23 protein-coding genes are annotated in these 23,768 nt (G+C 70.6%); 11 read left to right on the plus strand and 12 right to left on the minus strand.

Features of this window, described 5'->3' with window-relative positions; all coding sequences use genetic code 11:
- Nucleotides 1-10: 10 nt before the first annotated feature.
- From ABFX46_RS11170 to ABFX46_RS11185, 4 genes are all read left to right on the plus strand, one after another.
- On the plus strand, nucleotides 11-1,567 hold the full coding sequence (locus ABFX46_RS11170; RefSeq protein WP_346041668.1) for a 4-hydroxyphenylacetate 3-hydroxylase family protein: 1,557 nt from the start codon (nucleotides 11-13) through the stop codon (nucleotides 1,565-1,567).
- 41 nt (nucleotides 1,568-1,608) lie between these two features.
- Entirely contained in the window at nucleotides 1,609-3,156 is a 1,548-nt protein-coding gene (locus tag ABFX46_RS11175) for a long-chain-fatty-acid--CoA ligase (RefSeq protein WP_346041670.1), read from the plus strand.
- A 185-nt stretch (nucleotides 3,157-3,341) separates the two neighbouring features.
- On the plus strand, nucleotides 3,342-4,514 hold the full coding sequence (locus ABFX46_RS11180) for an acyl-CoA dehydrogenase family protein (RefSeq protein WP_346042139.1): 1,173 nt from the start codon (nucleotides 3,342-3,344) through the stop codon (nucleotides 4,512-4,514).
- Between the two features lie 233 nt (nucleotides 4,515-4,747).
- On the plus strand, nucleotides 4,748-5,350 hold the full coding sequence (locus ABFX46_RS11185) for a hypothetical protein (RefSeq protein WP_346041672.1): 603 nt from the start codon (nucleotides 4,748-4,750) through the stop codon (nucleotides 5,348-5,350).
- A 178-nt stretch (nucleotides 5,351-5,528) separates the two neighbouring features.
- Here ABFX46_RS11185 and ABFX46_RS11190 read toward each other — a convergent pair whose 3' ends face one another.
- The 7 genes from ABFX46_RS11190 to ABFX46_RS11220 form a co-directional block, all read right to left on the minus strand.
- Nucleotides 5,529-5,921 (minus strand): ester cyclase, encoded by a 393-nt coding sequence (locus tag ABFX46_RS11190; protein ID WP_346041673.1) that lies wholly within the window; start codon nucleotides 5,919-5,921, stop codon nucleotides 5,529-5,531.
- A 109-nt stretch (nucleotides 5,922-6,030) separates the two neighbouring features.
- Nucleotides 6,031-6,996, minus strand: coding sequence for an alpha/beta hydrolase (locus ABFX46_RS11195; RefSeq protein ID WP_346041674.1), 966 nt, complete (start codon nucleotides 6,994-6,996; stop codon nucleotides 6,031-6,033).
- 136 nt (nucleotides 6,997-7,132) lie between these two features.
- The gene (locus ABFX46_RS11200; RefSeq protein ID WP_346041676.1) at nucleotides 7,133-7,957 is read right to left on the minus strand and encodes an alpha/beta fold hydrolase; all 825 of its coding nucleotides are present in this window, start codon (nucleotides 7,955-7,957) and stop codon (nucleotides 7,133-7,135) included.
- A 247-nt stretch (nucleotides 7,958-8,204) separates the two neighbouring features.
- Nucleotides 8,205-10,991: an ATP-binding protein gene (locus ABFX46_RS11205; protein WP_346041678.1), complete on the minus strand. Its 2,787-nt coding sequence runs from the start codon at nucleotides 10,989-10,991 to the stop codon at nucleotides 8,205-8,207.
- Nucleotides 10,992-11,370: 379 nt separating this feature from the next.
- Nucleotides 11,371-12,273 (minus strand): hypothetical protein, encoded by a 903-nt coding sequence (locus tag ABFX46_RS11210; RefSeq protein WP_346041680.1) that lies wholly within the window; start codon nucleotides 12,271-12,273, stop codon nucleotides 11,371-11,373.
- Nucleotides 12,274-12,375: 102 nt separating this feature from the next.
- A complete protein-coding gene (locus tag ABFX46_RS11215; RefSeq protein WP_346041681.1) occupies nucleotides 12,376-12,807 on the minus strand; it encodes a hypothetical protein in 432 nt (143 codons plus the stop codon).
- A gap of 121 nt (nucleotides 12,808-12,928) precedes the next feature.
- Entirely contained in the window at nucleotides 12,929-13,564 is a 636-nt protein-coding gene (locus ABFX46_RS11220) for an SHOCT domain-containing protein (RefSeq protein ID WP_346041683.1), read from the minus strand.
- A 453-nt stretch (nucleotides 13,565-14,017) separates the two neighbouring features.
- Here ABFX46_RS11220 and ABFX46_RS11225 point away from each other — a divergent pair, with 453 nt between their 5' ends.
- Genes ABFX46_RS11225 through ABFX46_RS11240 form a run of 5 tightly spaced genes read left to right on the plus strand, consistent with a single transcriptional unit; the run spans nucleotide 14,018 to nucleotide 17,337 of the window.
- The gene (locus ABFX46_RS11225; RefSeq protein ID WP_346041685.1) at nucleotides 14,018-14,869 is read left to right on the plus strand and encodes a sigma-70 family RNA polymerase sigma factor; all 852 of its coding nucleotides are present in this window, start codon (nucleotides 14,018-14,020) and stop codon (nucleotides 14,867-14,869) included.
- Entirely contained in the window at nucleotides 14,866-15,222 is a 357-nt protein-coding gene (locus ABFX46_RS11230) for a DoxX family protein (RefSeq protein WP_346041686.1), read from the plus strand. The genes ABFX46_RS11225 and ABFX46_RS11230 overlap by 4 nt, the downstream gene beginning before the upstream one ends.
- Nucleotides 15,223-15,272: 50 nt before the next feature.
- The gene (locus ABFX46_RS43475) at nucleotides 15,273-16,118 is read left to right on the plus strand and encodes an NACHT N-terminal helical domain 7-containing protein (RefSeq protein WP_428831238.1); all 846 of its coding nucleotides are present in this window, start codon (nucleotides 15,273-15,275) and stop codon (nucleotides 16,116-16,118) included.
- Nucleotides 16,067-17,149 carry a hypothetical protein gene (locus tag ABFX46_RS11235; RefSeq protein WP_346041688.1) on the plus strand — a complete coding sequence of 361 codons (1,083 nt, stop codon included), beginning with the start codon at nucleotides 16,067-16,069 and terminating at the stop codon, nucleotides 17,147-17,149. The genes ABFX46_RS43475 and ABFX46_RS11235 overlap by 52 nt, the downstream gene beginning before the upstream one ends.
- On the plus strand, nucleotides 17,122-17,337 hold the full coding sequence (locus tag ABFX46_RS11240) for a hypothetical protein (protein WP_346041690.1): 216 nt from the start codon (nucleotides 17,122-17,124) through the stop codon (nucleotides 17,335-17,337). Before ABFX46_RS11235 ends, ABFX46_RS11240 begins: the two co-directional genes overlap by 28 nt.
- 13 nt (nucleotides 17,338-17,350) lie before the next feature.
- Here the strand turns inward: ABFX46_RS11240 and ABFX46_RS11245 are convergent, their stop codons facing one another.
- The 5 genes from ABFX46_RS11245 to ABFX46_RS11265 form a co-directional block, all read right to left on the minus strand.
- Nucleotides 17,351-18,472 carry a serine hydrolase domain-containing protein gene (locus ABFX46_RS11245; RefSeq protein WP_346041692.1) on the minus strand — a complete coding sequence of 374 codons (1,122 nt, stop codon included), beginning with the start codon at nucleotides 18,470-18,472 and terminating at the stop codon, nucleotides 17,351-17,353.
- Between the two features lie 86 nt (nucleotides 18,473-18,558).
- Nucleotides 18,559-19,800, minus strand: coding sequence for an MFS transporter (locus ABFX46_RS11250; protein WP_346041694.1), 1,242 nt, complete (start codon nucleotides 19,798-19,800; stop codon nucleotides 18,559-18,561).
- Complete coding sequence (locus ABFX46_RS11255) at nucleotides 19,797-21,248, minus strand: aldehyde dehydrogenase (RefSeq protein ID WP_346041695.1); 1,452 nt, start codon at nucleotides 21,246-21,248, stop codon at nucleotides 19,797-19,799. Before ABFX46_RS11255 ends, ABFX46_RS11250 begins: the two co-directional genes overlap by 4 nt.
- A gap of 13 nt (nucleotides 21,249-21,261) precedes the next feature.
- Complete coding sequence (locus tag ABFX46_RS11260; protein ID WP_163062950.1) at nucleotides 21,262-21,501, minus strand: tautomerase family protein; 240 nt, start codon at nucleotides 21,499-21,501, stop codon at nucleotides 21,262-21,264.
- A 16-nt stretch (nucleotides 21,502-21,517) separates the two neighbouring features.
- Nucleotides 21,518-22,576 (minus strand): amidohydrolase family protein, encoded by a 1,059-nt coding sequence (locus ABFX46_RS11265; protein ID WP_346041696.1) that lies wholly within the window; start codon nucleotides 22,574-22,576, stop codon nucleotides 21,518-21,520.
- A gap of 223 nt (nucleotides 22,577-22,799) precedes the next feature.
- Between ABFX46_RS11265 and ABFX46_RS11270 the strand changes: the two genes are divergently transcribed.
- Both ABFX46_RS11270 and ABFX46_RS11275 read left to right on the plus strand, forming a co-directional pair.
- Nucleotides 22,800-23,219 carry a RidA family protein gene (locus ABFX46_RS11270; protein ID WP_346041697.1) on the plus strand — a complete coding sequence of 140 codons (420 nt, stop codon included), beginning with the start codon at nucleotides 22,800-22,802 and terminating at the stop codon, nucleotides 23,217-23,219.
- A gap of 14 nt (nucleotides 23,220-23,233) precedes the next feature.
- On the plus strand, nucleotides 23,234-23,752 hold the full coding sequence (locus tag ABFX46_RS11275; protein ID WP_346041698.1) for a 3-hydroxyanthranilate 3,4-dioxygenase: 519 nt from the start codon (nucleotides 23,234-23,236) through the stop codon (nucleotides 23,750-23,752).
- The last annotated feature ends 16 nt before the right edge of the window (nucleotides 23,753-23,768 follow it).

Raw genomic sequence — 23,768 nt, forward strand, 5'->3', positions numbered from 1 at the left:
GAGATCCACAATGACGGAAGAGCAGCGCACCTGGGACGTCACGTCCGAGATCCTGGAGAACCCGGGGTCCAAGCCGCCGACCGGAGCGGAATACCTGGAGAGCCTGCGCGACGGACGCGAGGTGTGGTTCCAGGGAGAGAAGGTCTCCGACGTCACCTCCCACATCGCCTTCCGGAACAGCGGCAGGATGATCGCACGGCTCTACGACGCCCTGCACGACACCGAGCGCAACAAGAACCTGATCGTCGCCACCGACACCGGAGGCAACGGCTACACGCACGGATTCTTCCGGGCGCCCTACACCGTCGAGGACCTGCAGCGGGGCGCGGACGCCTGTGAGGCCTGGGCGCGGATGACTTATGGCTGGATGGGCCGGACGCCCGACTTCAAGGCCGCCTTCCTCACCACGCTCGGTTCGAACGAGGAGTACTACTCACCCTTCCAGGAGAACGCGAAGCGCTGGTACCGGAAGGCGCAGGAACAGGTCACCTTCTTCAACCACGCCATCGTCAACCCTCCGATCGACCGGAACCGCCCGATGGAGGAGGTCCGCGACGCCTACATGCACGTGGAGGAGGAGACCGATGCCGGACTCGTCGTCTCGGGTGCCAAGGTCGTCGCCACAGGTTCAGTCCACTCGCAGATGAACTTCATCAGCAACGCGGGACCGCTGCCGGTGCGCGACAAGGCGTTCTCCGGCACCTTCGCGGTTCCGATGAACGCGCCCGGCGTGAAGCTGATCTGTCGTCCGTCCTACGAGTACAACGCCGCCGTCAGCGGTAGCCCGTTCGACAACCCGCTGTCGAGCCGCCTGGACGAGAACGACGCGATCCTCGTGTTCGACAAGGTGCTCGTCCCGTGGGAGGACGTGTTCTGCTATGACGACATCGCGAAGGCGAACTCCTTCTTCATCGGCTCCGGGTTCGCGCTGCGCGGCCGGCTGCAGGGATGCGTCCGGCTGGCGGTCAAGCTCGACTTCATCTGCGGGCTGTTCCTCAAGGGCCTGGAGATGACCGGCGCCAAGGACTTCTACGGCGTCCAGGTGCGCATCGGCGAGATGATCACCTACCGCCACCTGTTCTGGACGCTGGCCAGGGCCATGGTCAAGGGTGCCGAGCGCTGGTCCGACGGTTCGGTCGTGCCGAACGCCGAGGCCGGTGAGGTCTTCCGCGTCATGCTCGGCGTGCTGTACCCGCGGGTGCGCGAGATCTTCCAGCAGGACCTGGCCAGCGCACTGATCTACACCAACTCCCACAGCAGCGACTTCGGCTCCGAGGAGCTGGCGGGCTACCTCGACAAGTACGCCCGCGGCAGCAACGGGGCGACCGGGGACGAGCGGATGAAGGTCATCAAGCTCATCTGGGACGCCATGGGTTCGGAGTTCGGCAGCCGCCACGAGTTGTACGAACGCAACTACGGCGGGAGCCACGAGATGGTCAAGATGCTGAGTTACAAGGGCGCCCAGGCGACCGGCCAGCTCGACGGCTTCATGTCCATGGTGGACGAGTGCATGTCGGAGTACGACGTCAACGGCTGGACCGCCCCCGACCTCATCGACCCCCGCTGACCACGGAAGCCGTCTGCCCGGGGAAATGAAGGAGTAAGAGCATGTCGAACCTGGCGCAGCTCCTCGAAGACACCGCACAGGAGTTCGGCGACCGCACCGCCATCGTCCACGCCGGCGGACAGATGACGTACCGGGAACTGGACGCGGCCGCGAACCGGGTGGCCACCCTGCTCGTCGGCCGCGGGACGAGGCCGGGTGACAAGGTCGCCCTGTCATGTCCCAACACCCTGTACTTCCCGATCGTGTACTACGGGATCCTGAAGGCCGGCGCGACGGTGGTGCCGCTGAACATCCTGATGAAGCCGGACGAGATCGCCTACCACCTGGCCGACTCGGACTCACGGGCCTACTTCGCCTTCCGCGGAGACGCGGCGCTGCCTCTCGGCGACCACGCGCGGACGGCCTTCGAGAAGGCCGACGGATGCACCGAGCTGTTCCTGATGGGAGGGGCCGGCGATGACGGCACCGGCGGGGGCGAAGATCTCGACGCGCTTCTCGCCGCCGCTTCACCTCAGTTCTCGTCGGTGGAACGCTCCGACGAGGACACCGCCGTGATCCTCTACACGTCCGGCACGACGGGGCAGCCGAAGGGCGCCGAGCTGAGGCACCGGAACATGCGCGACAACGCACTGGTCAGCAGGGCGCTCTTCCGGGCGGACGCGCAGCGGCCGGACGTCTACCTGTGCACCCTGCCGCTGTTCCATTCCTTCGGCCAGACCGTGATCCAGAACGCCGGGTTCGCGTTCGGCGGCACGCTGGTCATGCTGCCGCGGTTCGACGCGGGCGAGGCGCTGAGGCTCATGAAGCAGCACAGGGTCACCTTCTTCGCCGGCGTGCCCACCATGTACTGGGGGCTGCTCGACGCGGCCGCCGATGTACCGGACGCCGGCTCCGTGGCCGAACACCTCCGCGTGGCGGCGTCCGGCGGCGCCTCGCTGCCGACCGAGATCCACCGCCGGTTCGAACAGCGCTTCGGGGTGACGATCCTGGAAGGCTACGGGCTCTCGGAGACCTCTCCGGTGGCCAGCTTCTCGCCCTACGGCGAAGAGCCGCGCGTCGGCTCGATCGGGGTGCCCATCCCCGGAGTCGAGATGAAACTCATCCGCGACGACTGGACGGAAGTCCCCGCCGGCCAGAACGAGATCGGCGAGATCGCGATCAAGGGCCACAACATCATGAAGGGCTACTACAAGCGCCCCGAGGCCACCACCGAGGTCATGCGCGATGGCTGGTTCCGCAGCGGCGACCTGGCGACCAGGGACGCGGACGGGTTCTACCGGATCGTCGACAGATCCAAGGACATGATCATTCGCGGCGGGTTCAACGTCTACCCGCGCGAGATCGAGGAAGTCCTCCTGACCCACCCCGCGGTCTCGATGACCGCCGTGATCGGCATCGAGCACCCGTCCCACGGCGAGGAGATCAAGGCGGTGGTCGTCAAGAACGGCGGCGATCCCACCACCGAGGCGGAACTCGTCGAGTGGGCCAAGGACAAGATGGCCGCCTACAAATACCCCCGCATCGTCGAGTTCGTCGACGCGCTGCCGATGACGTCGACGGGAAAGATCCTCAAGCGCGCACTCAACTGACGCGCCGTCCGAAGCCGCTCACATGGCGGTACGGCAACACCCCCGCCCCGGCCCGAAACGATCAGCGGCATCGCGCCACTTCGGAGGGCCAGGGCTCCGATGCAGGAGGCGGCCGCATGCACGGGAACCCCGGCACCGGCCTGCCCGAACCGTTCAACAGCGTCCTAGAAGGAGCCTCCCGACCCATGGCCGACACCCGCACCCCCCTGGGCCTTTTCGAGGCCGACTCCCTCATCGGCGAAGAAGACCGTGCGATACGCGACACGGTTCGTCGCTTCGTCGATGAGAGGATCCGGCCCGAGGTGGGGGAGTGGTACGAGTCCGGATCGATCCCCGCCCGTGAACTGGCCCGCGAGTTGGGCGAGTTGGGCGTGCTCGGCATGCACTTGGACGGTTACGGATGCGCCGGCACTTCCGCCACCGCGTACGGGCTGGCGTGCCTGGAGTTGGAGGCCGGCGATTCCGGGCTGCGATCGCTGGTCAGCGTCCAGGGCTCGCTGGCGATGTTCGCCGTCCACCATTGGGGTTCGGAGGAGCAGAAGCAGGAGTGGCTGCCGAGGATGGCCGCGGGGGAGGCGGTCGGCTGCTTCGGGCTGACGGAGCCGGACTTCGGCTCCAACCCCGCCGGGATGCTCACCCGCGCCACCTGGGCCGGCGGTGACTGGGTGCTGAACGGAAGCAAGATGTGGATCACGAACGGCTCCGTCGCCGATGTGGCCGTCGTGTGGGCCCAGACGGACGACAAGGTGCGCGGCTTCCTGGTCCCGGCGGACACCCCCGGCTTCTCCGCCCCGGAGATCAAGAGGAAACTGTCCCTGCGCGCCTCGGTCACCAGTGAACTGGTGCTGGACCAGGTCCGGCTTCCCGACTCGGCGATGCTGCCCGAGGCCCGCGGCCTGTCCGGCCCCCTGTCGTGCCTGAACGAAGCCCGCTACGGCATCGTGTTCGGCTCGCTCGGCGCCGCCCGCGACTGCCTGGAGACAGCGATCGCCTACGCGCAGGAGCGGGACATCTTCGACCGGAAACTCGCGGCCTACCAGCTGACCCAGGCCAAACTGGCGGACATGGCCCTGGAACTCGGGAAGGGAATGCTGCTCGCTCTGCACCTCGGCCGGCTCAAGGACGCTGGCCGCCTCCAGCCGGAGCAGGTCAGCCTCGGCAAGCTGAACAACGTCCGTGAGGCCATCAAGATCGCCCGGGAGTGCCGCACGATCCTCGCGGCCGCCGGGATCACCCTGGACTACCCGGTGATGCGACACGCCAACAACCTTGAATCGGTGCTCACCTACGAGGGCACCTCGGAGATCCACCAGATGGTCATCGGCAAGGCCCTCACCGGCCACGCCGCCTTCAAATGAGGCAGCCCAGGTAGGGGGCCAAGGCACCGCCGTCCCGCAGGTGCCCGCAGCCGCCCCGGCTATCGGCAGAGCCACGTGGAGAAAGGCGGCAGCCGGTCTCCGGGCTTTCGGTGAGACCGAAGGATTTGAGGCGGCGGACATCGCGCGTCCAAGGGGTGCGGCGCCTGAGATCGTCGATTCGCGTCACGTTAACGAAGCCGCACTGCGCGGCCGATTGGTGTATGACACGTTGAATGACAGACCTCAGTGCCAAGCTGGGCGAGCTTGCGGCGCTCGTTCCCCCTCCAGACGTTCCCGATCTGGGCACCAAGAGCTGGAGTGCCGTGTTCGCCGAACTCGGCAGCGCGCTTCCCGCGGACTTCATGTTGCTGGTGGAACGGTACGGCAGCTTTGAGATCGGCGGCTACGGCACCGACTGGAGAGGCGAGAACAGGCGCCGCCTCGAGTACCTGGGTGTGGCGGATCCGCGGTACGCGGGTGGCAGTTGGGCCAAGGCGTCGATACACCAGGGCGATGTCTACCGAGAGCTGAGGAAGGCCTGTCCGAACAGCTATCCAATGGCCGCATGGCCGGAGCCCGGCGGGTTCTTGTCATGGGGCAACACCATCGATGCCGACCACTTCGGCTGGCTGACCGTTGGCCACCCCGACGACTGGCCGATCGTGCTGTGGGGACGAGGCGACCAATGGGCCGACCAGGAGCCACTCCCGATCACCGTTACGGAGTTCCTGGTGAACTGGCTCTCAGGTTCTCCGGATCTTCCCCACATGGCCCCTCTGTGGCCGGGCGGCAGCTTCGGCCCAGTGTGGTGCGGCACGGTCCTGTTCGAGTCCTGACCGGTCATTCCATAAGACGGTCAGGCATGCGCGTCTCAGTCGATCGTGGTGTCGGCACCGTCACCGGTAGGAGCGGTGCCGGATTGGGGCCGATGGCTGTCCCGCACGCCGGATGCCCCGGCCGGACGGCCGGGGCATCCTGTTCGTGTCGGGTTGTTCGTCTACCGCGTGTGACGGGTCAGTCCGTGAGCTGCTTGCGCAGGGTTTCGGCGTCGTGGACGGCCGACATGTGCAGGAACTTCCCGTCGCGGACCCGGTAGATGGCGTACTCGACGATCTTGATCGGCTTGCCGTTGGGCGCGGCCCCGAGCCACTCCTTGGTGGGGGTACCGGTGTTGGTCGCCCGGACGGCGATGCTGTCGCCGTTGATGGCGAGCTCCTCGATCTCCCAGTGGAAGTCGGGGACGGCGTCGACGATGCTGTTCAGCTGCGCGACGAGGGCGTCGCGGGAGCTCGGCTCGCTGTGCATGACGATGGACTCGTGGACGAACTCGTCCATGCGGTCGAACTCGCGCTTGTTCAGGGCGTCGACGTAGCTGTGGTAGAACTCGCGCAGGTCGGTGTCGGACATGATCTTTCCCTTTCTCGTTGTGCGTCGGGGTCTTGGACGGGACCGAGCGGCCTTTCGCCAGGGGCTCGCCTGCGGCCGGTCCGGCCGCCCGGTCCCGCCGCGCTGTGGGTCAGGCGGTGTGGAGGGCCGAGCGGAGCACGGCGATGGCCTGGGTGATGGCGGCTTCGGCGGCCTGCGTCCCGCGGAGGGCGTTGAGCATGACGAAGTCGTGGATGATGCCCTGGTAGCGGGTCGCGGTGACGGGGACGCCGGCGGCGCGGAGCTTGGCCGCGTAGGCCTCGCCCTCGTCGCGCAGGACGTCGGCCTCGGCGGTGATGACCAGGGCCGGGGGCAGGCCGGTGAGCTGCTCGGTGGTGGCGCGCAGCGGGGACGCGGTGATCTCGGCGCGCTGAGCGGGGTCGGTGGTGTACTGGTCCCAGAACCACTGCATGCCGTCGCGGCGCAGGAAGTAGCCCTCGGCGAACTGGCGGTAGGAGCCGGTGTCGAAGTTCGCGTCGGTGACCGGGTAGAACAGCACCTGCTGCACCAGCGGGACGTCGCCGCGCTCCTTGGCCATCAGGGTCAGCGCGGCGCTCATGTTGCCGCCCACGGAGTCACCCGCGACCGCGATGCGCGAGGCGTCGAGGCCATTGTCCGCGCCTTCGCGGACGACCCACCGGGCGACGGCGTAGTTCTGCTCGATGGCGATCGGGTAGCGGGCCTCGGGGGAGAGGTCGTACTCGGGGAAGACGACGGCGGCGTTCGCGCCGGTGGCGAGTTCGCGGACCAGGCGGTCGTGGGTGTGGGCGTTGCCGAACACCCAGCCGGCGCCGTGGATGTAGAGGATGACGGGCAGGGGCCCGGCGGCGCCGGCCGGGCGGACGATACGGGCCCGGACACTGCCGGTCGGGCCGCCGGAGACGGTGATCCACTCCTCGTCGATCCGCGGCTTGGCGATCTCACCGGACTGCACCTCGTCGACCGTCTTGCGGCCCTCGGCGGGACCCAGGTCGGACAGGTAGGGCGGGGTGGCGGTGGCCGCGGCGAACTCGGCGGCGGCGGCTTCCAGGACGGGGGTCGGCGTGTACTCGGGCATGGCGAGACTCCTTGGAAAAGGTGGGGTGTGACGGGTCGGGCTTCAGGCGGGTGCCGTCTGCTCAGGCTCCGAAGCTGAGAAGCCGACGGTTCGGTGTTCCGCGGCCGGGCGCGCCCGGGGCCTGGGCCGGCCGGGGTCAGCTCTCGATGAAATCGAGGAGGTCGGCGTTGATGGTGTCGGCGTTCACGGTGCACATTCCGTGCGACAGCCCCGGGTAGACCTTCAGGGTGGCGTCCTCGACCAACGTGACCGCCACCTCGGCGGAGCCGGCGATCGGAACGATCTGGTCGTCGTTGCCGTGCAGGATGAGCGTGGGCACGTCGAGCGCCCGGAGGTCGTCGGTGAAGTCCGTCTCCGAGAACGCCTTGATCCCCTCGTAGTGCGCCTGTGCTGCACCGGCCATCCCCTGGCGCCACCAGTTCCAGATGACGCCTTGGGACGCGTCCGCGCCCGGGCGGTTGAACCCGTAGAACGGACCGGAGGCGATGTCCAGGTAGAACTGGGAGCGGTCGGTGGCCACGGCCTCGCGGAAGCCGTCGAAGACCTCGGCCGGCACCCCTCCCGGGTTCGCCGCGGTCTGGACCAGCAGCGGCGGGACCGCGCCGATGAGGACGGCCTTGGCGACCCGTCCGGCGCCGTGCTCGGCGGCGTACCGGGCGACCTCCCCGCCGCCGGTGGAGTGGCCGACGTGGACGACGTCGCGCAGGCCGAGGTGCGAGACCACGGCGGCGGCGTCCGCCGCGTAGTGGTCCATGTCGTGCCCGTGGCCGACCGGGGCGGAGCGCCCGTGCCCCCGGCGGTCGTGGGCGATGACGCGGTAGCCCCGCTGGACGAGGAACAGCAGCTGGGCGTCCCAGTCGTCCGAGCTCAGCGGCCAGCCGTGGTGGAACATGATCGGCCGGCCCGAGCCCCAGTCCTTGTAGAAGATCTCGGTTCCGTCGCCGGTGGTGACGAACGGCATGGTCTGCTCCTTGTGGTTCCGCCCGAGTGCCGGGCGGTTTCGATGTCTCCACAAGATTGGCTCGACCGGCCCGACGGCAGCCTCTGTCAACTGACTGACATCCGAGCGGCTCCGTCAGGTGACTGACCTCCGGGAGGCTCCGTCAGGTGACTGACATCCAACGAAGCACTGCTCACACCAGACCCGGAGCGGTACTGCCTCCGTCACCCACATTGCTGACACCGGATCCGGGGCGGTACTGCGGCCGTCACGCCTCGGCGGACGGCGGCTCTGAGGGCAGGGCGTCCAAGGCGTCGCGGAGTTCACCGCGGGAGGCGATGCCCAGCTTCGGGAACACGCGGTAGAGGTGAGACGACACCGTCCGCGGCGACAGGAACAGGCGCGCTGCGATCTGCGGGTTCGACAGCCCCGTCGCCGCCAGCCTGGCGACCTCCAGCTCCTGCGGGGTGAGGGTCTCGCCCGCCTTGCCGCGGGTGGTCCGCGTCATGCCGGTGGCCCGGAGCTCCGCCGCCGCCCGGGCCTCCCACGGGCGGGCCCCGAGTTCCTCGAAGCGCCCGCGGGCGGCGGTCAACTGCGTCCGGGCCTCGCGGTTGAGTCCCTGACGGCGCAGCGCCTCGCCGTACGCCAGCTGGACGCGGCCGAACTCGAAGGGCCATTGTCCGGCGCCCGGAAGGGCGAGGGCCTCTTCGAAGCACCGGGCCGTGTCCTCGGGGGCCGCCGTCATCGCCGTGACCGTGGCCACCGTCAGCGCGAAGCGCGACGACAGGTGGTCGATGCCGGCGTCGCGTATCGCCTCCGCGTGCCGTCGCGCCTCCGCGGGCCGTCCGGACCGCAGAGCGGCTTCGACGAGGTCGGGTGCCGACAGCACCGCGTCGGGGTTGAAGGGCGGCAGCACGCCGGGGGTGCAGATCACCGTGGCGTGCCGGTAGGCCGCCTCGAAGTCGGCGGTGCCGACGGCCGCCCGGGCCGCCGCCTGGTGGGCGTGGTTCACCAGCCGCCGCAGGCGCCTGGGCCCCGACCAGTCCCAGATCTTCCGGCAGTGCTCGTCGCACACGTCGAGGTCGCCGTGCTGGGCCGCGGCCATCGCGGCGAAGTAGTGCCCCACTTGAGCGAACAGGTGGTATCCGGTCTGCTCGCACAGCGCGATGAGCTCGGCCGCGGCCTCCGCCGACTCCCGCCACCGGCTGCCGTACATGTGGTCGACGGCGACGAAGATCAGGCCCGGCATGCTCGCCCCCATCGCGCCGCCGTCGCGGATGACGCGCAGCACGTCCTCGCGGCAGTCCGGGAGCCGGTCGAAGTACTCGGCCACCAGGGCGGTGCGGATGACCACGTCGGCGTCCGTCTGGCCCTTCAGCCGCGCGATCTCCTCGTCCAGGCGGCGCAGCATGTCGTCGGTGACGGAGCCGATGTCGTGGTGGATGCGTCCGAGGGACGCCGCGGCGGCGGGCGATGCCTCGGGATACCGGGCGAGCAGGTCGACCAGGGGGCGCCAGTGCTCCTCCCGGCCCGAGAACGTGCCGGCGAGCGTGAGGGTGAAGAGCGCGGTCTCCAGTTCGCCGTGCGGCGGGCCGGACGGGACGGGGGCCTGCTCGATCGCGTCGAACAGCAGCGTGTGGGCCGTGTCGGCGTCGCCCTCCGTGACGAGCACCAGGAAGCCGGTGGCCGCGGCCGCCGAGAGCGACCGGGCCGGGTCGCCCTGCACCTCGCCCATGATCTCGTACGAGACGTCCAGGTGGCCCGCGACCCAGGCGGCAATGTACGCGGCCCGCGACTGGCGGCGGCCGCGGTCCGCCCGGCCCGGGCTCAACTCGGCCGCGCGCCGCAGCCTGGTGACCGCGCCGTCGGCGTCGCCGCGCCGCAGGCTCCGCTCCGCCGCCGACTCGATCACGGCGGCGACCGACTCGTCGGGCACCACTGTGGCCTTCGCGAGGTGGTCGCCGCGGCGCTCGGGATGGTCCACCAGCACGTCGGCCAGCCTGCGGTGCGCGCTGCGCCGCTGCTCGCCGGTGGAGCCGTCGACCACCGCGGACCGGACCAGCGGATGCCGGAAGCGCACCGCGCGGCCGCTCTCCGCGACCATGACCAGGTGGTCGCGTTCCGCCGGGGCGAGTTCCTCCAGCCCGTCCGGCCCGCCGGCCGCCGCGAGGACGCCGATGTCGCCGGAGCCTTCGAGAGCCGCGAGCAGCAGCAGGTCGCGCGTCCTCTCCGGCAGCCGTTCGACCCGGGCGCCGTACAGGGCGCGGACGTCTCGTCCCGGGCCGCCGCCCCAGTCCGCCTCGGTGCCGTTCCGGTCGCCGGACACACCGGTGGAGCCGGCGAACTCGAGCAGGGCGAGGGGGTTTCCCTGCGCTTCCCGCGCCACGCCGGCGAGGACGCGGCCGGGGAGGTGAGCGAAGCGCCGGGCCAGCAGTCGCCGCGCGTCCGCGTCGTTGAGCGGCGTGACCTCGACCTCTGTCAGGCCGGTGACGGGGAACGGCTCACCGGACTCCGGCCGCCGGGCCCCGAGCACTCCGATGCGGCGGCCGCTCAGCCTTCTGGCGACGAACCCCACCGCGGACCGGCTCGCGTGGTCGAGGACATGGAGGTCGTCGACCACGAGGAGCAGCGGGCGGTCCTTCGCGGCCTCTTCGAACAGCGACAGCGCCGCGTTCATGACGGTGATCGGTCGCGGCGCGGGTCCGGCGCCGAGGCCGAGCGCGACCTCCAGGGCCTCTCTCAAGGGAGGCGGCAGACGGTCGAGTTCCCGCGTCAGTGAGGCGACGAGCTGGTGGAGCCCCGCGAAGCTGATGTCCGTCTCGTACTCGACGCCGCTCCCGCGGACGACGCGGATTCCCTTCGCGGCCGCCAGCTCGGCGGTCGCGTCGAGGAGCGCCGTCTTCCCGACCCCCGGCTCACCGGTGAGCAGGACGGTGGCCCCGTCCGCCGCGGCCTTGTCCAGGAACATCGCGAGTTCGGCGAGCTCGTGGTCTCGGCCGACCAGCCCGATCGGGTCGGAGCCGGCGCCCATCGACCTGTTCTGCCCGTCCCGCATCCGCCGTGCCACTCCCCCCGCCGCGCGAAGCAGCCGAACGACCAGCCGAACGACCGGCCACGCATATGGCCAGAAAGTACCTCACCTGCGGGCGGCTTGCCCTTCGCGGCGCCGGGACGGGGTGCCTCCGCGTCTACCAGGGCAGGACGCCGTCATCGTCCTGGAGGGTCCCGTCGGCCCGTCCCCCTCGACTCCGGGAGCGCCGCCGCGGCCTTCTCTCCCCGTTCGACGTCGCGTGCGCCGTACGGGGCGCGGACAGCGCGGGGCACCGGTTCGGCTCGATATTCGTCATCTATCACCTGGACGCCGGAGCAGCCGACGCGGCCAAATTGGCCCTCTTGGCCCTGGGGGACTTGCCCGCAACAGCCGGCCGACCGCATTAGTCGATGAGCTGTGACTTTATCTGTGAGAACCAGGTGGGCTTGGCTCCGTTGACCGACATGAAGCCGTGCAGGATGGTGTTGTTCGATGCCAGGCACTCTCTGATATGCGACATCTCCTGGGGGGTTGGGTGGTAGGCGTCGTATCGATTGGGGTGTCGGTCGAACTCCTTGGTGAGGAAGAAGTCCTGGGGGTTTACGGTAAACGGTCCCGGGAGTACAACGACTGCATCGCCTGCGTTTACTTTGTGGCTCTCCCTGTCCCTGACCAACTGCACCCCGATGTGGTAGACGAAGAATCTCTCCGCGTCGAGGTTGCGGCCCACCTCCGCAGCGGCTTCCGGCAGCCTCAGGTTCAGTTTGAACCTGTCGGCTTCGTCCGGCCCTATCTCCTGGCTGAGCGGGACTTCCAGCTCCTGGCCCGGTGTCGGGTGAACGGGCATGGTGAGGCCGTATGTCGCGGATACGTCGAGGCCGCCGCCCTGGCTGAAGCAGACTTCGATGAGCGAGAACTTCCGGATGCTCACGATCGCCCGCTTGATCACGCTGCGCCGATCACCCGTATTGAGCAGCTTGATGTCCAGGGAGGCGGGGAGTCTTCTTCCCGCCGGCGGCGTGTCGACCAGCATGTCGACTATCTCGATCTCGGCTTCCGAGGCGTTCTTCTGCGAAGGGGCGGCGCCGAGTCCGGGCTGCCTTGCATCGTGCGTGATCTGCCCTCTCACGTAGAAGGCGCCGGGGATGACAATGGCCACCAGGGCGGCGAAGGCGACTGCTCCCAGAAACCTCGGGTTGGCGAGAAAGCCCAGCCGTCCAGGTGGTGGGTGGTTGTGCCCGGCCGACCGCGTGTTGATGGTGACGTCTCCGCGGACGTCCTTCACCTGGAAGACGCTGTCCGCCACATCGCTGTGATGGACGCCCTGAGCCGAGGCCGGTTCATTGTCCGGGGGGATTGACGGGCCGGTCAATGCGCAATCACCCAGACCGGGTCACGGGAAGTGCCCTCAGCGGTCCGCGTCGACGTCACCGCCGACCCCTTCCACTTGAGTCACATCGCCGGATATCTGGGACTCGACCACCGATTGCCCACCCGAGCCGGGTGCCGGTGCCGAGCGGTCGCGGGTCCGTGATGGACGGGACGGCGCGGGCACATTACCGATTCGCACGCTCCCACCCACGCCGCGGATCTGCGTGACGTTGCCGCCGACCGTCGTTTCCCGAACATGCTGGCCGGACTGCTCCACCTCGTTGGTCGTTCTGTCGGACAAGGCGCCATAGAACGCGACGCACAAGCCCGCCAGCCCCACGAAAACCCCGGTCACACTGGCCAGCTTGTCGGCTTTGTCCAACCCCACCGCGGCGAAGTACCACCCCAGCCCCGCAGCGGCGGCGGCAGCGACACCGCCCCCACTCCACACCAGCGCCCGTCTTCTCATGCAGTCATGGTGGCGGTCCGATACTTCCCCGGCCCTGCCTCGGCCGGAGTCGGCCACGGAGGCGAGGTTCCCCGCGCTGGGCGCCACAGACCGGCACTCGGCACGCCGGAGGTAGGGCGTCCTAGAGACGGTCGAGGAGGTCTTTCTTCTTGGCTTCGAACTCCTCATTCGTGACTACGCCGTTGTCACGGAGCTCGCCGAGCTGTTTGAGCAGCGCCATGACCTCCTCCGGGCTGGTGGCCTGGATCGCGGGGGTCGCCTGCAGGCCGCCTGGTTGCGGCTGGGGTAGCGCCGGTGTCGGCACGGGCGGCGGGGGGAATCCGCCGGCGGGCTGCGGCATGGGGCCGGTGTGCTGGAAGCGGTGAGTGCCGAGATCGCGCTGCTCGTCGAGTTGCCGCTGGTGCACGGCCGCGCGCACATCATGGACGGTCCGGTTGATGAGATCCCTGACCTGGACGGGTTCCACGATCGAGTCGAGCACCGCGGTCTCGCGCGGACCACCCGGCCGGATGATGTGCACCAGGACGTTCCCGACCTTCTGTGTTTTCTGCAGCAGGGTCTGCGAGATGTCCACGTCCTGGATGTTGATCAGCGGTATCTGCTCCTGCCGAGTGCCGGAGATGCCGCCGGTCTCGAAGTACAGATAGTGCGTGGTGAGCCGGTAGCGCAAGGTGAACCGTCCGCCGGTCGCGCGGGCGGTGACGTTACGGGACTCGCCTTCCCAGATGACCTGTTCCTGACCAGAGTGGATCGTCATCGACTGCCTGTTCGTACGTGCGCCCGGGCGGGCGAGGTTGGTGCTGCCGCCCGTTAGACGCGTTCCAACCCTGGCGAGTTGACATAACGACCCGGTCAGCCGACGCGCGCGACGATGCCGGGGCGACGATGGCCACCGTGCCAGTGATGCGTCAGTGGGCGAGCGAGAGTGAGGGCAGGGGCGCCTGGACGGGGGTGAGATCAAGTCGATCGGGGCCGGGCGGAGTGACGTCTTCCCACTACGGGAGCGCCCACTTTGCGCGGTTTGGCGGCGGTGTGGTCAGGGGGTGGGCTGGCTGGATGGCCAACCGCCTGAGGTGCTGTAGCACCGGGTGGCCTGCACTTGGGCGGAGGTTTCAGTGCCGCTGGCGTGTGGCGTGCTGTCGCCGGTGGGGAGTCACCTTTTGTGGGTTCGGTGCGTCTCAGGGGTGGACTACCGGAAGGGGGAGGCGGCGTGGCGGCGGAGGAGACCCGGCGGGCTGTGGTCTTTGATCGGGAGCGGTCGCATCTGCTGGCGGTGGCGTTTCGCATTCTCGGGTCGGACGCCGATGCGCAGGACGTCGTGCAGGAGGCGTGGACGAAGTACGTCCGCGCCGATGTCGAGGAGATCCGCAATACGCAGGCGTGGCTGACGACTGTGGTGACGCGGCTCTGCCTGGATCTTCTGCGACGGTCTCGTGAATACCCCCGGCAGCCCGAAGACCTACCGGAAGCCGCTGGGGGAGAGGATCCTGAGGAGGTCGCGCTCCTCGCAGCCGAGTTGACCGCCGCCTTCACGGTGGTGGTCGAGGAGTTGACGCCTCCGCAGCGGGTCGCGCTCATTCTGCATGACGTGTTCGGTGCGCCCTTCGAGGAGATCGGCCACATTCTGGGCACGACCGAAGGGTCGGCCAAGAAGTTGGCGAGCCGGGCCAGGGGACGCGTCCGCCATTCCGCATGGCCGGACGTGCAGTCCAGTGAGGCGCATCGGGTCGTGAGCGCCTTCATGAAGGCGGCCCGGCAGGGCGATATCGACGGCCTTGTGGAGGTCCTGCACCCGGATGTGACGAGGACGGCCGACCCGCAGGTTCTCCGTCCGGGGGCCTCGCAGCGCGTGCACGGGAGAAAGGCCGTGATCGAGGAGACCGGTGCGATGCGTGCCAGCGCTCGGCGGGCCCGGTCGGTCCTCATCGACGGGCGGCCCGGTATCGCGGTGGGGGAGAAACCGCTCGCCGCTCTGGTCTTCCACGTCGTCGACGGCCTCATCGTCCATTACGACGTCATCGCGGACCCCCGGCGGCTGGCGCTGCTGGATATCGAGGGATGACCATGTTCACCACTTACGTCATCGTCACCGCCATTACAGTCGCGATCAATGGCGCGATCGCCGTCGCCGATCTGGCCAAGGCGAAGTTCGTCCTGGCCAACTCGGCCGAGGTGGGCGTGCCGCATTCGTCGCTGCCTCTGCTGGCCGCGCTGAAGGGCGCGGGCGCGGCGGGCCTCGTCCTGGGGCTGCTCGGTCTCGACGTCATCGGCATCGCCGCGGCGGCCGGGCTCGTCGCCTTTTTCGTCATCGCCGTCGCCGCACACGTACGGGCGCGGGTCTTCTACAACATCGCCTTTCCCTGTGCCTTTCTCGCCCTGGCCGCCGCGTCCCTGGCACTCGCCGTGACGACCTGACCGCCGTGCGGCCCGGCCCGTAGGGTTGGAATCCCCGGGGCGAGTGGAGCGTGGATGCGGTCGCAGTTCAGCTACGCGGACGCCGTGCGGTTCCACGGCGGCAGCGGCAATCCCGTCGTGGCGACGTCTATGCCGGTTTCGCGGACGCGCTGATCGACTACCTGGAAGTACTGGCCGTCTGGGACCGGTTGGACGACGCCCGGCGTGGCGGTCTCCGGTCGGTGCTGCGGGAGCGGGTGCCCGCGCGGGCGGTCCGGCGTTACGAGGACCGGTCTCGCCGGTCTCGGACGCCTGCTGGACGGCATCGCCTCCGGACGCGTGCCCGACGATCGGCGCCTCGCGCCGGCGCGCGGGTACCGGCGGGTCCTGGACCGTCCGATCGTGCAGAGCGACCCCGCCGACGGCGTCGTCGTCCCCGCGCTCGGCGCGGCGTACCTGAATCCCCGCTTCCGGTGCGGCGGGGTCGTGGCCTCCGCGCCGCTCGACCAGGAGTCGTGGTGGACGGAGGTGCCCGTCCGCACCGACTTCCAGGGGTTCCTCGCCGGGTTCCTGACCTCGCCGCAGGTCGCCGAGCGGCCGCTGCTCGTGCTCGGGCAGCGGGGTTCGGGCAAGTCCCTGCTCATCAAGGTCGTGGCGGCCCGCCTGCCCGCCGCGGACTTCCTGCCCGTCCGGGTCCCGCTGCAGGAGGTGCCGGCCGACACCGACGTCCAGTCGCAGATCGAGGCGGCGGTCAGAGCGGCGACCGACGCGGTCGGCCGGCGGTGCGCTCCCGGTCGTCCTCTTCGGCGGGTTCGACGAACTCCTGCAGGCCCCCGGGATCGGTCAGAGCGACTACCTGGAGCAGGTGGCGCGCTTCCAGGAGCGGGAGGCCGACCAGGGCCGCCCGGTGGCCGTGATCGTGACCAGCCGCACCGCCGTCGCCGACCGGGCCCGCATCCCGTTCTCCGAGCTGGCCGCGGTGAAGCTCGAGAGCTTCGACGCCGCGCTTGCGCAGAGCGACCTGGCGAGGCAGCCGCTGCTCCTGCTCCTGCTGGCCTTCTACGACGCCGGGACGGGGACGGGCCTGCGGGAGAGCGACCTCTACGAACGCGTCTTCCGCAGGTTCGCGCAGCGCGAGGTCAGGAAGGAGCAGCCGGCGCTCGCCGGCGACCGGCGCGGCGCCGCCGTCGAGGCCGAGCTTCTCCGCCTGTCCCTCACCGCGTTCTCCGAGGGCGCCAATGGGTCACCGAGGACGAACTCTCGGCCGATCTCGCCGCACTGGGCCTGGAGGACGCCGGCCCCCCCGGCGGACGCGGGCTTCCAGCAGCCGCTGACCTCGGCCCAGATCGTCGCCGGACGGTTCTTCTTCGTCCACCGGTCGGAGGCGACCGTCGGGGCGCGCCGCCTGACGACCCTGGAGTTCCTGATCGCCCGGCTGGTCGTCCGCGAGCTGGGCGAACTCGCGGCGGCGAGCGCGCTGCGGAGCCGCCGCACCACCGACGACCGCTTCCTGGCGGCGCTGCTGTCGTTCACACCGCTGACCGGACGCGAGAACTTCGTCCGGCTGTTCCTCGGCGATCTCGTGGCCGACCTCGGCGCGGCGGAGAAGGAGCGGATCGGCCGGGTGGTCATCGACCTCCTGCAGCAGGTCGACACCCGGGACGGCTGGAACAGGGACGGCTTCGGCCCGGAGCGGGCAGGGCTCCCGCACCGCACGCCCTCACCCCGGTCGTCGAGCACCTGGACGCCTTCGGCCAGGGCGCGACCAGGGCCTTCGGCGGCGCGGGCGGGCAGGTCCGGTCGACGACGAACGCGTTCCTCGAACTCTGGTGCGCGTCGAGTGATCCCGCTGAGCCTCCGCTCGACGACCTCTACCTGGCGCTGCCCGGAGTCATCCTCGCGAGCCGGTCGGCGGGCGACGTGGTCGGCCGGAACGCACTCTTCCTGAGGCTGCTCCGGCAGGTCGCCGCCGACCGCGACCGCCTCTCGGCCGAGACCCGCGTCGAACTCGCGCGCCACCTCCAGGAGCACATCGTGATGGAGCCCTGGCCGTCCGACTCTGCCGCCCGCACCTGGTACGCCGAGGCGTTCGGCGACCTGGAGGACGTCCCGCCCTGGCACACGAGCGGAACCTAGAAGAAGCCGACGGTTAGTCGCAGAGGGCCGCGGGGAGGGCGTCCTTCATGGCGGTGTCGAGGGACGGGCCGCCGCCCGGGTTGAGGTTGACCATGACGGTGGCGCGCCTGCCGTCCTCGGTGGCTCCCGTCCGGACGCTGAAGCCGAGGATGTCGCCGTCGTGTCCCCAGAAGCCGCAGCGGCCCTCGGCGGGAGGCAGCCACTGCAGGCCGAGACCGTATTCGGCCCCGGACGAGCGTCCCGTGGGGACGGTGTGCAGCATCGCGTGCAGCAGCGCCGGCTTCAGCAGGCGTCCGTCCAGCAGCGCTCCGAGGAACCGGTTGAGGTCGGACGCGCTGGAGATCATCCCGCCGGCGGCCCCGGCGACGGTCGGGTTGAAGCGGGTGATGTCCACCAGTTCGGGCCCCGGCCGCACGTACCCGTGCGGGTTCGGCCCGGGGATGCCGGGCGCGTCGCCCGGCACGAACGTGTCGCGCAGGTGGAGCGGACGGATCACGCGCCGGCGGATCTCCTGGCCGTAGGGGTGCCCGGTCACGCTCTCGATGACCATTCCGGCCAGCAGGTAATTGGTGTTGGAGTAGCCCCAGCCCTTGCCGGGAGTGAACTCGCGGGGGTGCGGCAGGGCGATGCCGACCAGTTCGCGCGCGTCCCAGTGCCGATACGGGTCGTCGAGGACGCTGAGCGGGTTCAGGTAGTCCAGGACGTCCGGCAGCCCGCTGGTGTGCTGGAGCAGGTGCCGGACGGTGATCTCCCGCCCGTCGTTGTCGGCGCCGCGCACCACTCCGGGCAGGTAGCGCTCCACCGGGGCGTCCAGGTCGATGCGTCCCTCGCCGGCGAGCTGGAGCACGACGGTGGCGGTGAACGGCTTGGTCAGGCTGCCGATGCGGAAGCGGCTGCGGGGATTCACGGGCGTGCCCGTCCGGACGTCGGCGACACCGGCGGTGGCGACCGTCCGGCGGCCTGCCTCGTCGACTTCCACGAGCGCCCCGGGTGCTCCGTCCGGTCCGGTCAGCCGCTCCACCACCGGCTGCGGCCCGCCGTGGCCGGCCGCCATCGCCGGGGTGGCCGAAGCCAGCAGTGCGGCGCCGAGGACCACGGCCGTCGTCCGTCCGAACATGCCGTTTCTTGTGATCATGTGCAGTGACGATAGGCAGCGGCGGATCGGCCGCACATCCGTCGCGTGAGCCATTCACGGCCTCACTCCGGATGCCGTCGCGTTCGTCAGACCGCGGTACTACGACCGGTACTGGAGCGGTCTTCGCGTGCGCCGTCCGGGGACGGGCGCGCCTGCGCGGCGCCCAGGGAGCGGAGGGCGGAGAGCAGCAGGACGGCGACGGCCGGCACCAGGGCGGTGGCGGCGAAGGCGGGGTCGCCGTGGGCGTCGTACAGCGGGACGAAGAGGACCGGTGCGAGCGCACCGCCGAAGAACTGGGCGGAGAGCGCGAGCGAGGTCGCGCCCGCGCGGTTGGACGGGGCGCTTCCGGCGGCGAGCGCGTTCACGGCGTTGCGCAGCCCGGGGACGGCGACGCCCGCGAGCACGACGCCGCAGAGCAGGAGCAGGAGGGTCGGGCCCAGCGCAGCGGCCAGGAGGCCGGCGGCCAGCAGGACGAACAGGGCGATGCCGAGGCGCCGCGCGCCCAGCCGGTCGAGCCCGTGGCCGAGCGCGCTCGCCGACAGCAGCCCGGCGACGCCGAAGGCCGCGCTGACCAGGCCCCGCCCGGCCGGGCCGAGCCCGAACTGCTCCTCCGCGCGCAGCACGGTGAGGACGGTGAGCGCGATCGCCGGCAGGTAGCACAGGAACGACAGGGCGGAGGCGGCCGCGAGCTGCCGGTTGGCGAGCACGCGCCAGGACGCCCGTCCGGTGGCCTTGCGGGCGGCGACTGCCTCCGAGGGCGGGAGCAGTGCGAGCGCGAGCGCGACGGCGGACGGGAAGACGAAGGCGAGCCGCCAGTCCGCGGCCGCGGAGAGCCCGCTGATCAGCGGGCTGGACGTCTGGCCCGCGGCCTGCAGCGCGGCGAACAGCCCGAGCGCCCGGCCGAGGCGTTCCCGGGGCGTGAGGTCGCTGATCGCGGCGACGAGGAGCGGGGTGGTGAAGGCGTTGGTGGCGCCCTGGAGGACGCGTCCCACCAGGAACGTCTCGATGGTCGGGGCGAGGGCGCACAGCGCGGACGCCAGGATGAAGAACAGCAGCGACAGGCGCATGGTGCGGCGCCGCCCCCAGCGTTCCGCCCACGTCCCCGAGACCAGCAGCAGCGCGGCGTAGGGGACCATGTACGCGGTCACGGCGGCGGCGGTGGTCTCGGGCGTGGTGTCCAGGCCGCCGGCGACCTCGTGCAGGATCGGGGTGACCATCGTGCCCGCGTACGGGCCGAGGAAGCCGCCCGCGTACAGCGGCCAGACGCGTGGCGAGCGTGCCGCGCGCTCGCCACGCGCCTGGGACCGGGAGGGGGAGGGGATGTTCACACCGCGGCGGGCCGGTCCCGGTCGATCTGCATGACGACGGCCTTCGGCTCGGTGAAGAAGTCCCGGCTGAACTCGCCGCCCTCGCGGCCGACGCCGGACGCGCCGACCCCGCCGAACGGGGCGCGCAGGTCGCGGATGAAGAAGCAGTTCACCCAGACCGTCCCGGCGCGGAGCGCCGCGGACACCCGGTGCGCCCTGCTGAGGTTCTCGGTGAAGACCATGGCGTTCAGACCGTACGGCGTGTCGTTCGCCAGCGCGACCGCCTCGGCCTCGGTGTCGAACGGGCTCACGACGACCAGCGGGCCGAAGATCTCCTCCCGGCAGTGCGCCGCGTCCTGCGGCATGTCCGTGACCACCGTGGGCCGGACGACCCAGCCCGCGCCGAGCCCGCCGGTGCGGATGCGGCCGCCCTCCGACTCGATGGTCTCCACGTACCCGCGCACCTTCTTGTAGTGCTCCTGCGAGGCGAGCGGGCCGAGCCGGGTGCCCTCGTCGGACGGGTCGCCGATCGCCATCGCCTCGGCGGCGGCGGTGAACCGGTCGAGGAACTCGTCGTACACCTCGCGCTGCACGTAGAGGCGGCTGCCCGCGAGGCACACCTGGCCGGCGTTCGTGAAGATGGCGCGGATGGACCAGTCCACCGCGTTGTCCAGGTCGGCGTCCGCGAACACGAGGTTGGCGCCCTTGCCGCCGAGCTCCAGGCTCACCGGGACGAGGTTGCCGCCCGCGATCCGCGCGATGGCCCGTCCGGTGCTGGACGCGCCGGTGAACGTGATCCGGTCGATGGCGGCGCTCTGGGTCAGCGCCTCCCCGGCCGACTGCGGACCGTAGCCGTGCACGACGTTGAGGACGCCGGGCGGCAGCCCCGCCTCCGTCGCGAGCCGGGCCAGGATCGTCGCCGACGCGGGGGTGTCCTCCGCCGGCTTGAGGACGACGGTGTTGCCCCACGCCAGCGCGGGCGCGATCTTCCAGGTCTCCAGCATCAGCGGGAAGTTCCACGGCGCGATCGCGGCGACGACGCCGGCCGGCCCGTACACGCTGTAGGCGTGGTGGCCGCTGTCCATCGGCAGCGTGTCCGCCGCCGCGAGCTGCGCGTGGTCGGCGAAGAACCGCAGGTTGTGGGCCGACCGGCCGACGTCGTTGCCGATGCTCTGCGCGACCGGCTTGCCCATGTCGCGGGTGTCGGCCATGCCGAGCTCCCGCTTGTGCTCCTCGACGAGGTCGGCGAGGCGGTGCAGGATGCGGCCGCGCTCGGCGTGGCCCATGCGGGGCCACGGTCCGTCGTCGAACGCCCGCCGCGCGGCCGCGACGGCCCGCTCGACGTCGCCGGGGGAGGCGAGCGCCACCTGCGCCCAGGGCTGCCGGGTCCAGGGGTCGACGCTGTCGAAGCGCGCGCCGTCCCGCGACTCGGCTTCCTCGCCGTCGATGACGTGCCCGAAGAACTCCATGTGCTGTTGACCCTCACTTCTCTGTTGTGCCGGAGGCGGGTGTGCCGGGGGCGGGCGCGGCGGGGCCGTCGCGCTCGGCGAGCGTGACGCCGCCGGCCGCCCAGTGCGTCGGCGGGAGCTCCTGGACGAGCACCCGCACGCGCGCCGGGTCGGTGCCGGTGGCGCGCACGACCGCGTCGTGCACCTCGGCGATCAGTCGCCGGATCTGGTCGGGTGGCCGGCCGGCGGCCAGGCTGATCTGGACGAGCGGCATGTCGGGACCTCCTTCGTCAGTGCCACTGCTGGAGGGAGGGGACCAGCCGCAGCGCGTTCCCGGCGAGGACCGCGCGCTCGGCCGCCGGGTCCAGGCCCTGCCGCCGGACCGCGGCGACCGCGTCGACGTCGGCGAGGTCGAACGGCAGGTCCGTGCCGAGCAGGACGCGGTCGTGGCCGGCGTCCTCGATCAGGCGGCGGAGCGCGGTGTCGTCGAAGACGGCGGTGTCGAAGTGCAGCCGGCGCAGGTAGTCGCGCGGCGGTCGCGGGATCGTCCGCGACTCGGCCTTGCGCGTCCAGCCGAGGTCGAGCCGGGGGACCAGGCCGGGGAGGCAGCCGCCGCCGTGTACCAGGCAGAGCACCGGGTCGTGCCGGTCCAGGACGCCGCCGAAGATCAGACGGGCGGCGGCGAGCGCGGTCTCCGCCGGATAGCCGAGCAGCTGCACCAAGTGGAAGTCGCGGAGCCGGGCCGGGGACGACGCGCGGCTCGGATGCACCAGGCAGAAGGCGCGGCGCTCGGTGAGCAGCGCCCACACGTCCTCGTTGACGAGGTCGTCCAGTTCGCGGCCTCCGCCGAAGGTGCCGGTCGTCAGCCCCGCCATGCCGAGGTCGTCCAGGCAGCGGGCGGCCTCGCGGGCCGCTCCGGGCAGGCCGACCGGCACCGTGCCGAGCGCCGCGAGCCGTCCGCCGCCCTGCGCGACGTACTCGGCGAGCGCGTCGTTGGACCGGCGGGTGACCTCCATGACGAGGTCGCCGTCGTCCGAGGACGAGCCGAACACGAACGGCGGCGCGGCCACCAGTTGCAGGTCGATGCCGGCCGCGTCCAGGGAGGCCAGCCGGCGCGGGACGTCGTACTGGTCGGCGGGCAGCGGGATCCGGGCGCCCTTGGCGACCCCGGACACGGCCGGGTCCAGCAGCAGCGTTCCCGCGTCGATCCGCGAGAGGTCCGCGAGGCCGCGGCCGGCGAGGTGGCGGAGCAGCGGCATGGGCATCGCGTGCGCGTGGACGTCCACGGCCGCCGGCCCGCCCGCTCCGCGAGGGGCCCCCGAGGCGGCGGGCCCGTGCGTCGGTGTCATGCCTGTGTCATGCCTTCCTCCGGAGCCTAGTTTCAGATAACCATTATGATGGATTAGGTCGCGGCTGACAATCTTCCGGATGGTCGCGCAGGTCGGCGACCGATAGTTGATCAAGGGGCATTGACTCTAACCAATATGGTGGTTAAAGTCGCGCCGAACGGCGGGCCGCGCCCGGCCCGCGCCGGTTTCCGCTGGTCGGATGCACAGTCGAGCAAGGAGTGCCATGTCGAAGATCTCGGTCAGTTCGAGCAACGCGCCCAAGGTCGGCTTCTCCGCGGGCACCGTCCCGCCCCTGTCGCAGGCGATCGTCCACGGGGACCTCATCTTCTGCTCCGGGACGGGACCGCTGGACCCCGCGACCCGGGAGATCGTCTCCGACGACATCGCCGCGCAGGTGAAGCAGACGCTCACCAACCTGCTCGCGGTCGTGGAGGCCGCCGGCGGCACCAAGGACTCGATCCTCAAGTGCAACTGCTACCTCCGCGACGCCGCGCAGTTCCCCGAGTTCAACCAGGCCTACCGGGAGTTCTTCGCCGACTGCGAGAGCTTCCCGGCGCGCACGACGGTGAACGCGCCGCCGCACCGCGCCGGCGTGCGCGTCGAGGTCGAGTGCGTCGCCGCCGTCGTCACCGAGCAGAGCTGAGTGGGAGGAGCGCCATGACCGTGCCGTACCGCATGCCGGTCGTCGACCTCGACGCGATCGCCGAGCGCCTCGGCAAGAGCGGCAAGCGCGTCGAGGTGCTGTGGCAGGAGAGCGAGTCCCTCGCGTTCGTCGCGCGCGGACGCGAGTACCGCAGCGAGTTCCACCTCAATCCGAGCGACGAGGTCATGTACACGATCCGGGGCGAGCTGCGGCTGCACAGCCGCCGGCCGGACGGCACCGAGGTCGTCGACGTGATCCCGGAGGGGTCGGCGATCTTCACGCCGTCCCGGCTCCCGCACTCGCCCCGGTTCGACCCGGACGCCTTCATCATCGTGATCGAGCGGCTCCGCCGGCCCGGCGAGCTCGACCGGTTCCAGTGGTACTGCCAGAGCTGCGGGGAGTTCCTGCACGAGGAGTCGTGCCACATCGCCGACTACTCGACCGACCCGGTCGGCGAGGCGTACCAGCGCTTCTTCGACGACGTCGAGGCCCGTACCTGCAACAGCTGCGGCGACGTCCTGCAGCCCTACTGAACCCCCACTGACGCCC

Source organism: Actinomadura chokoriensis, assembly GCF_039529475.1.
In the GTDB taxonomy this organism is placed as follows: Bacteria; Actinomycetota; Actinomycetes; order Streptosporangiales; family Streptosporangiaceae; genus Spirillospora; species Spirillospora bangladeshensis.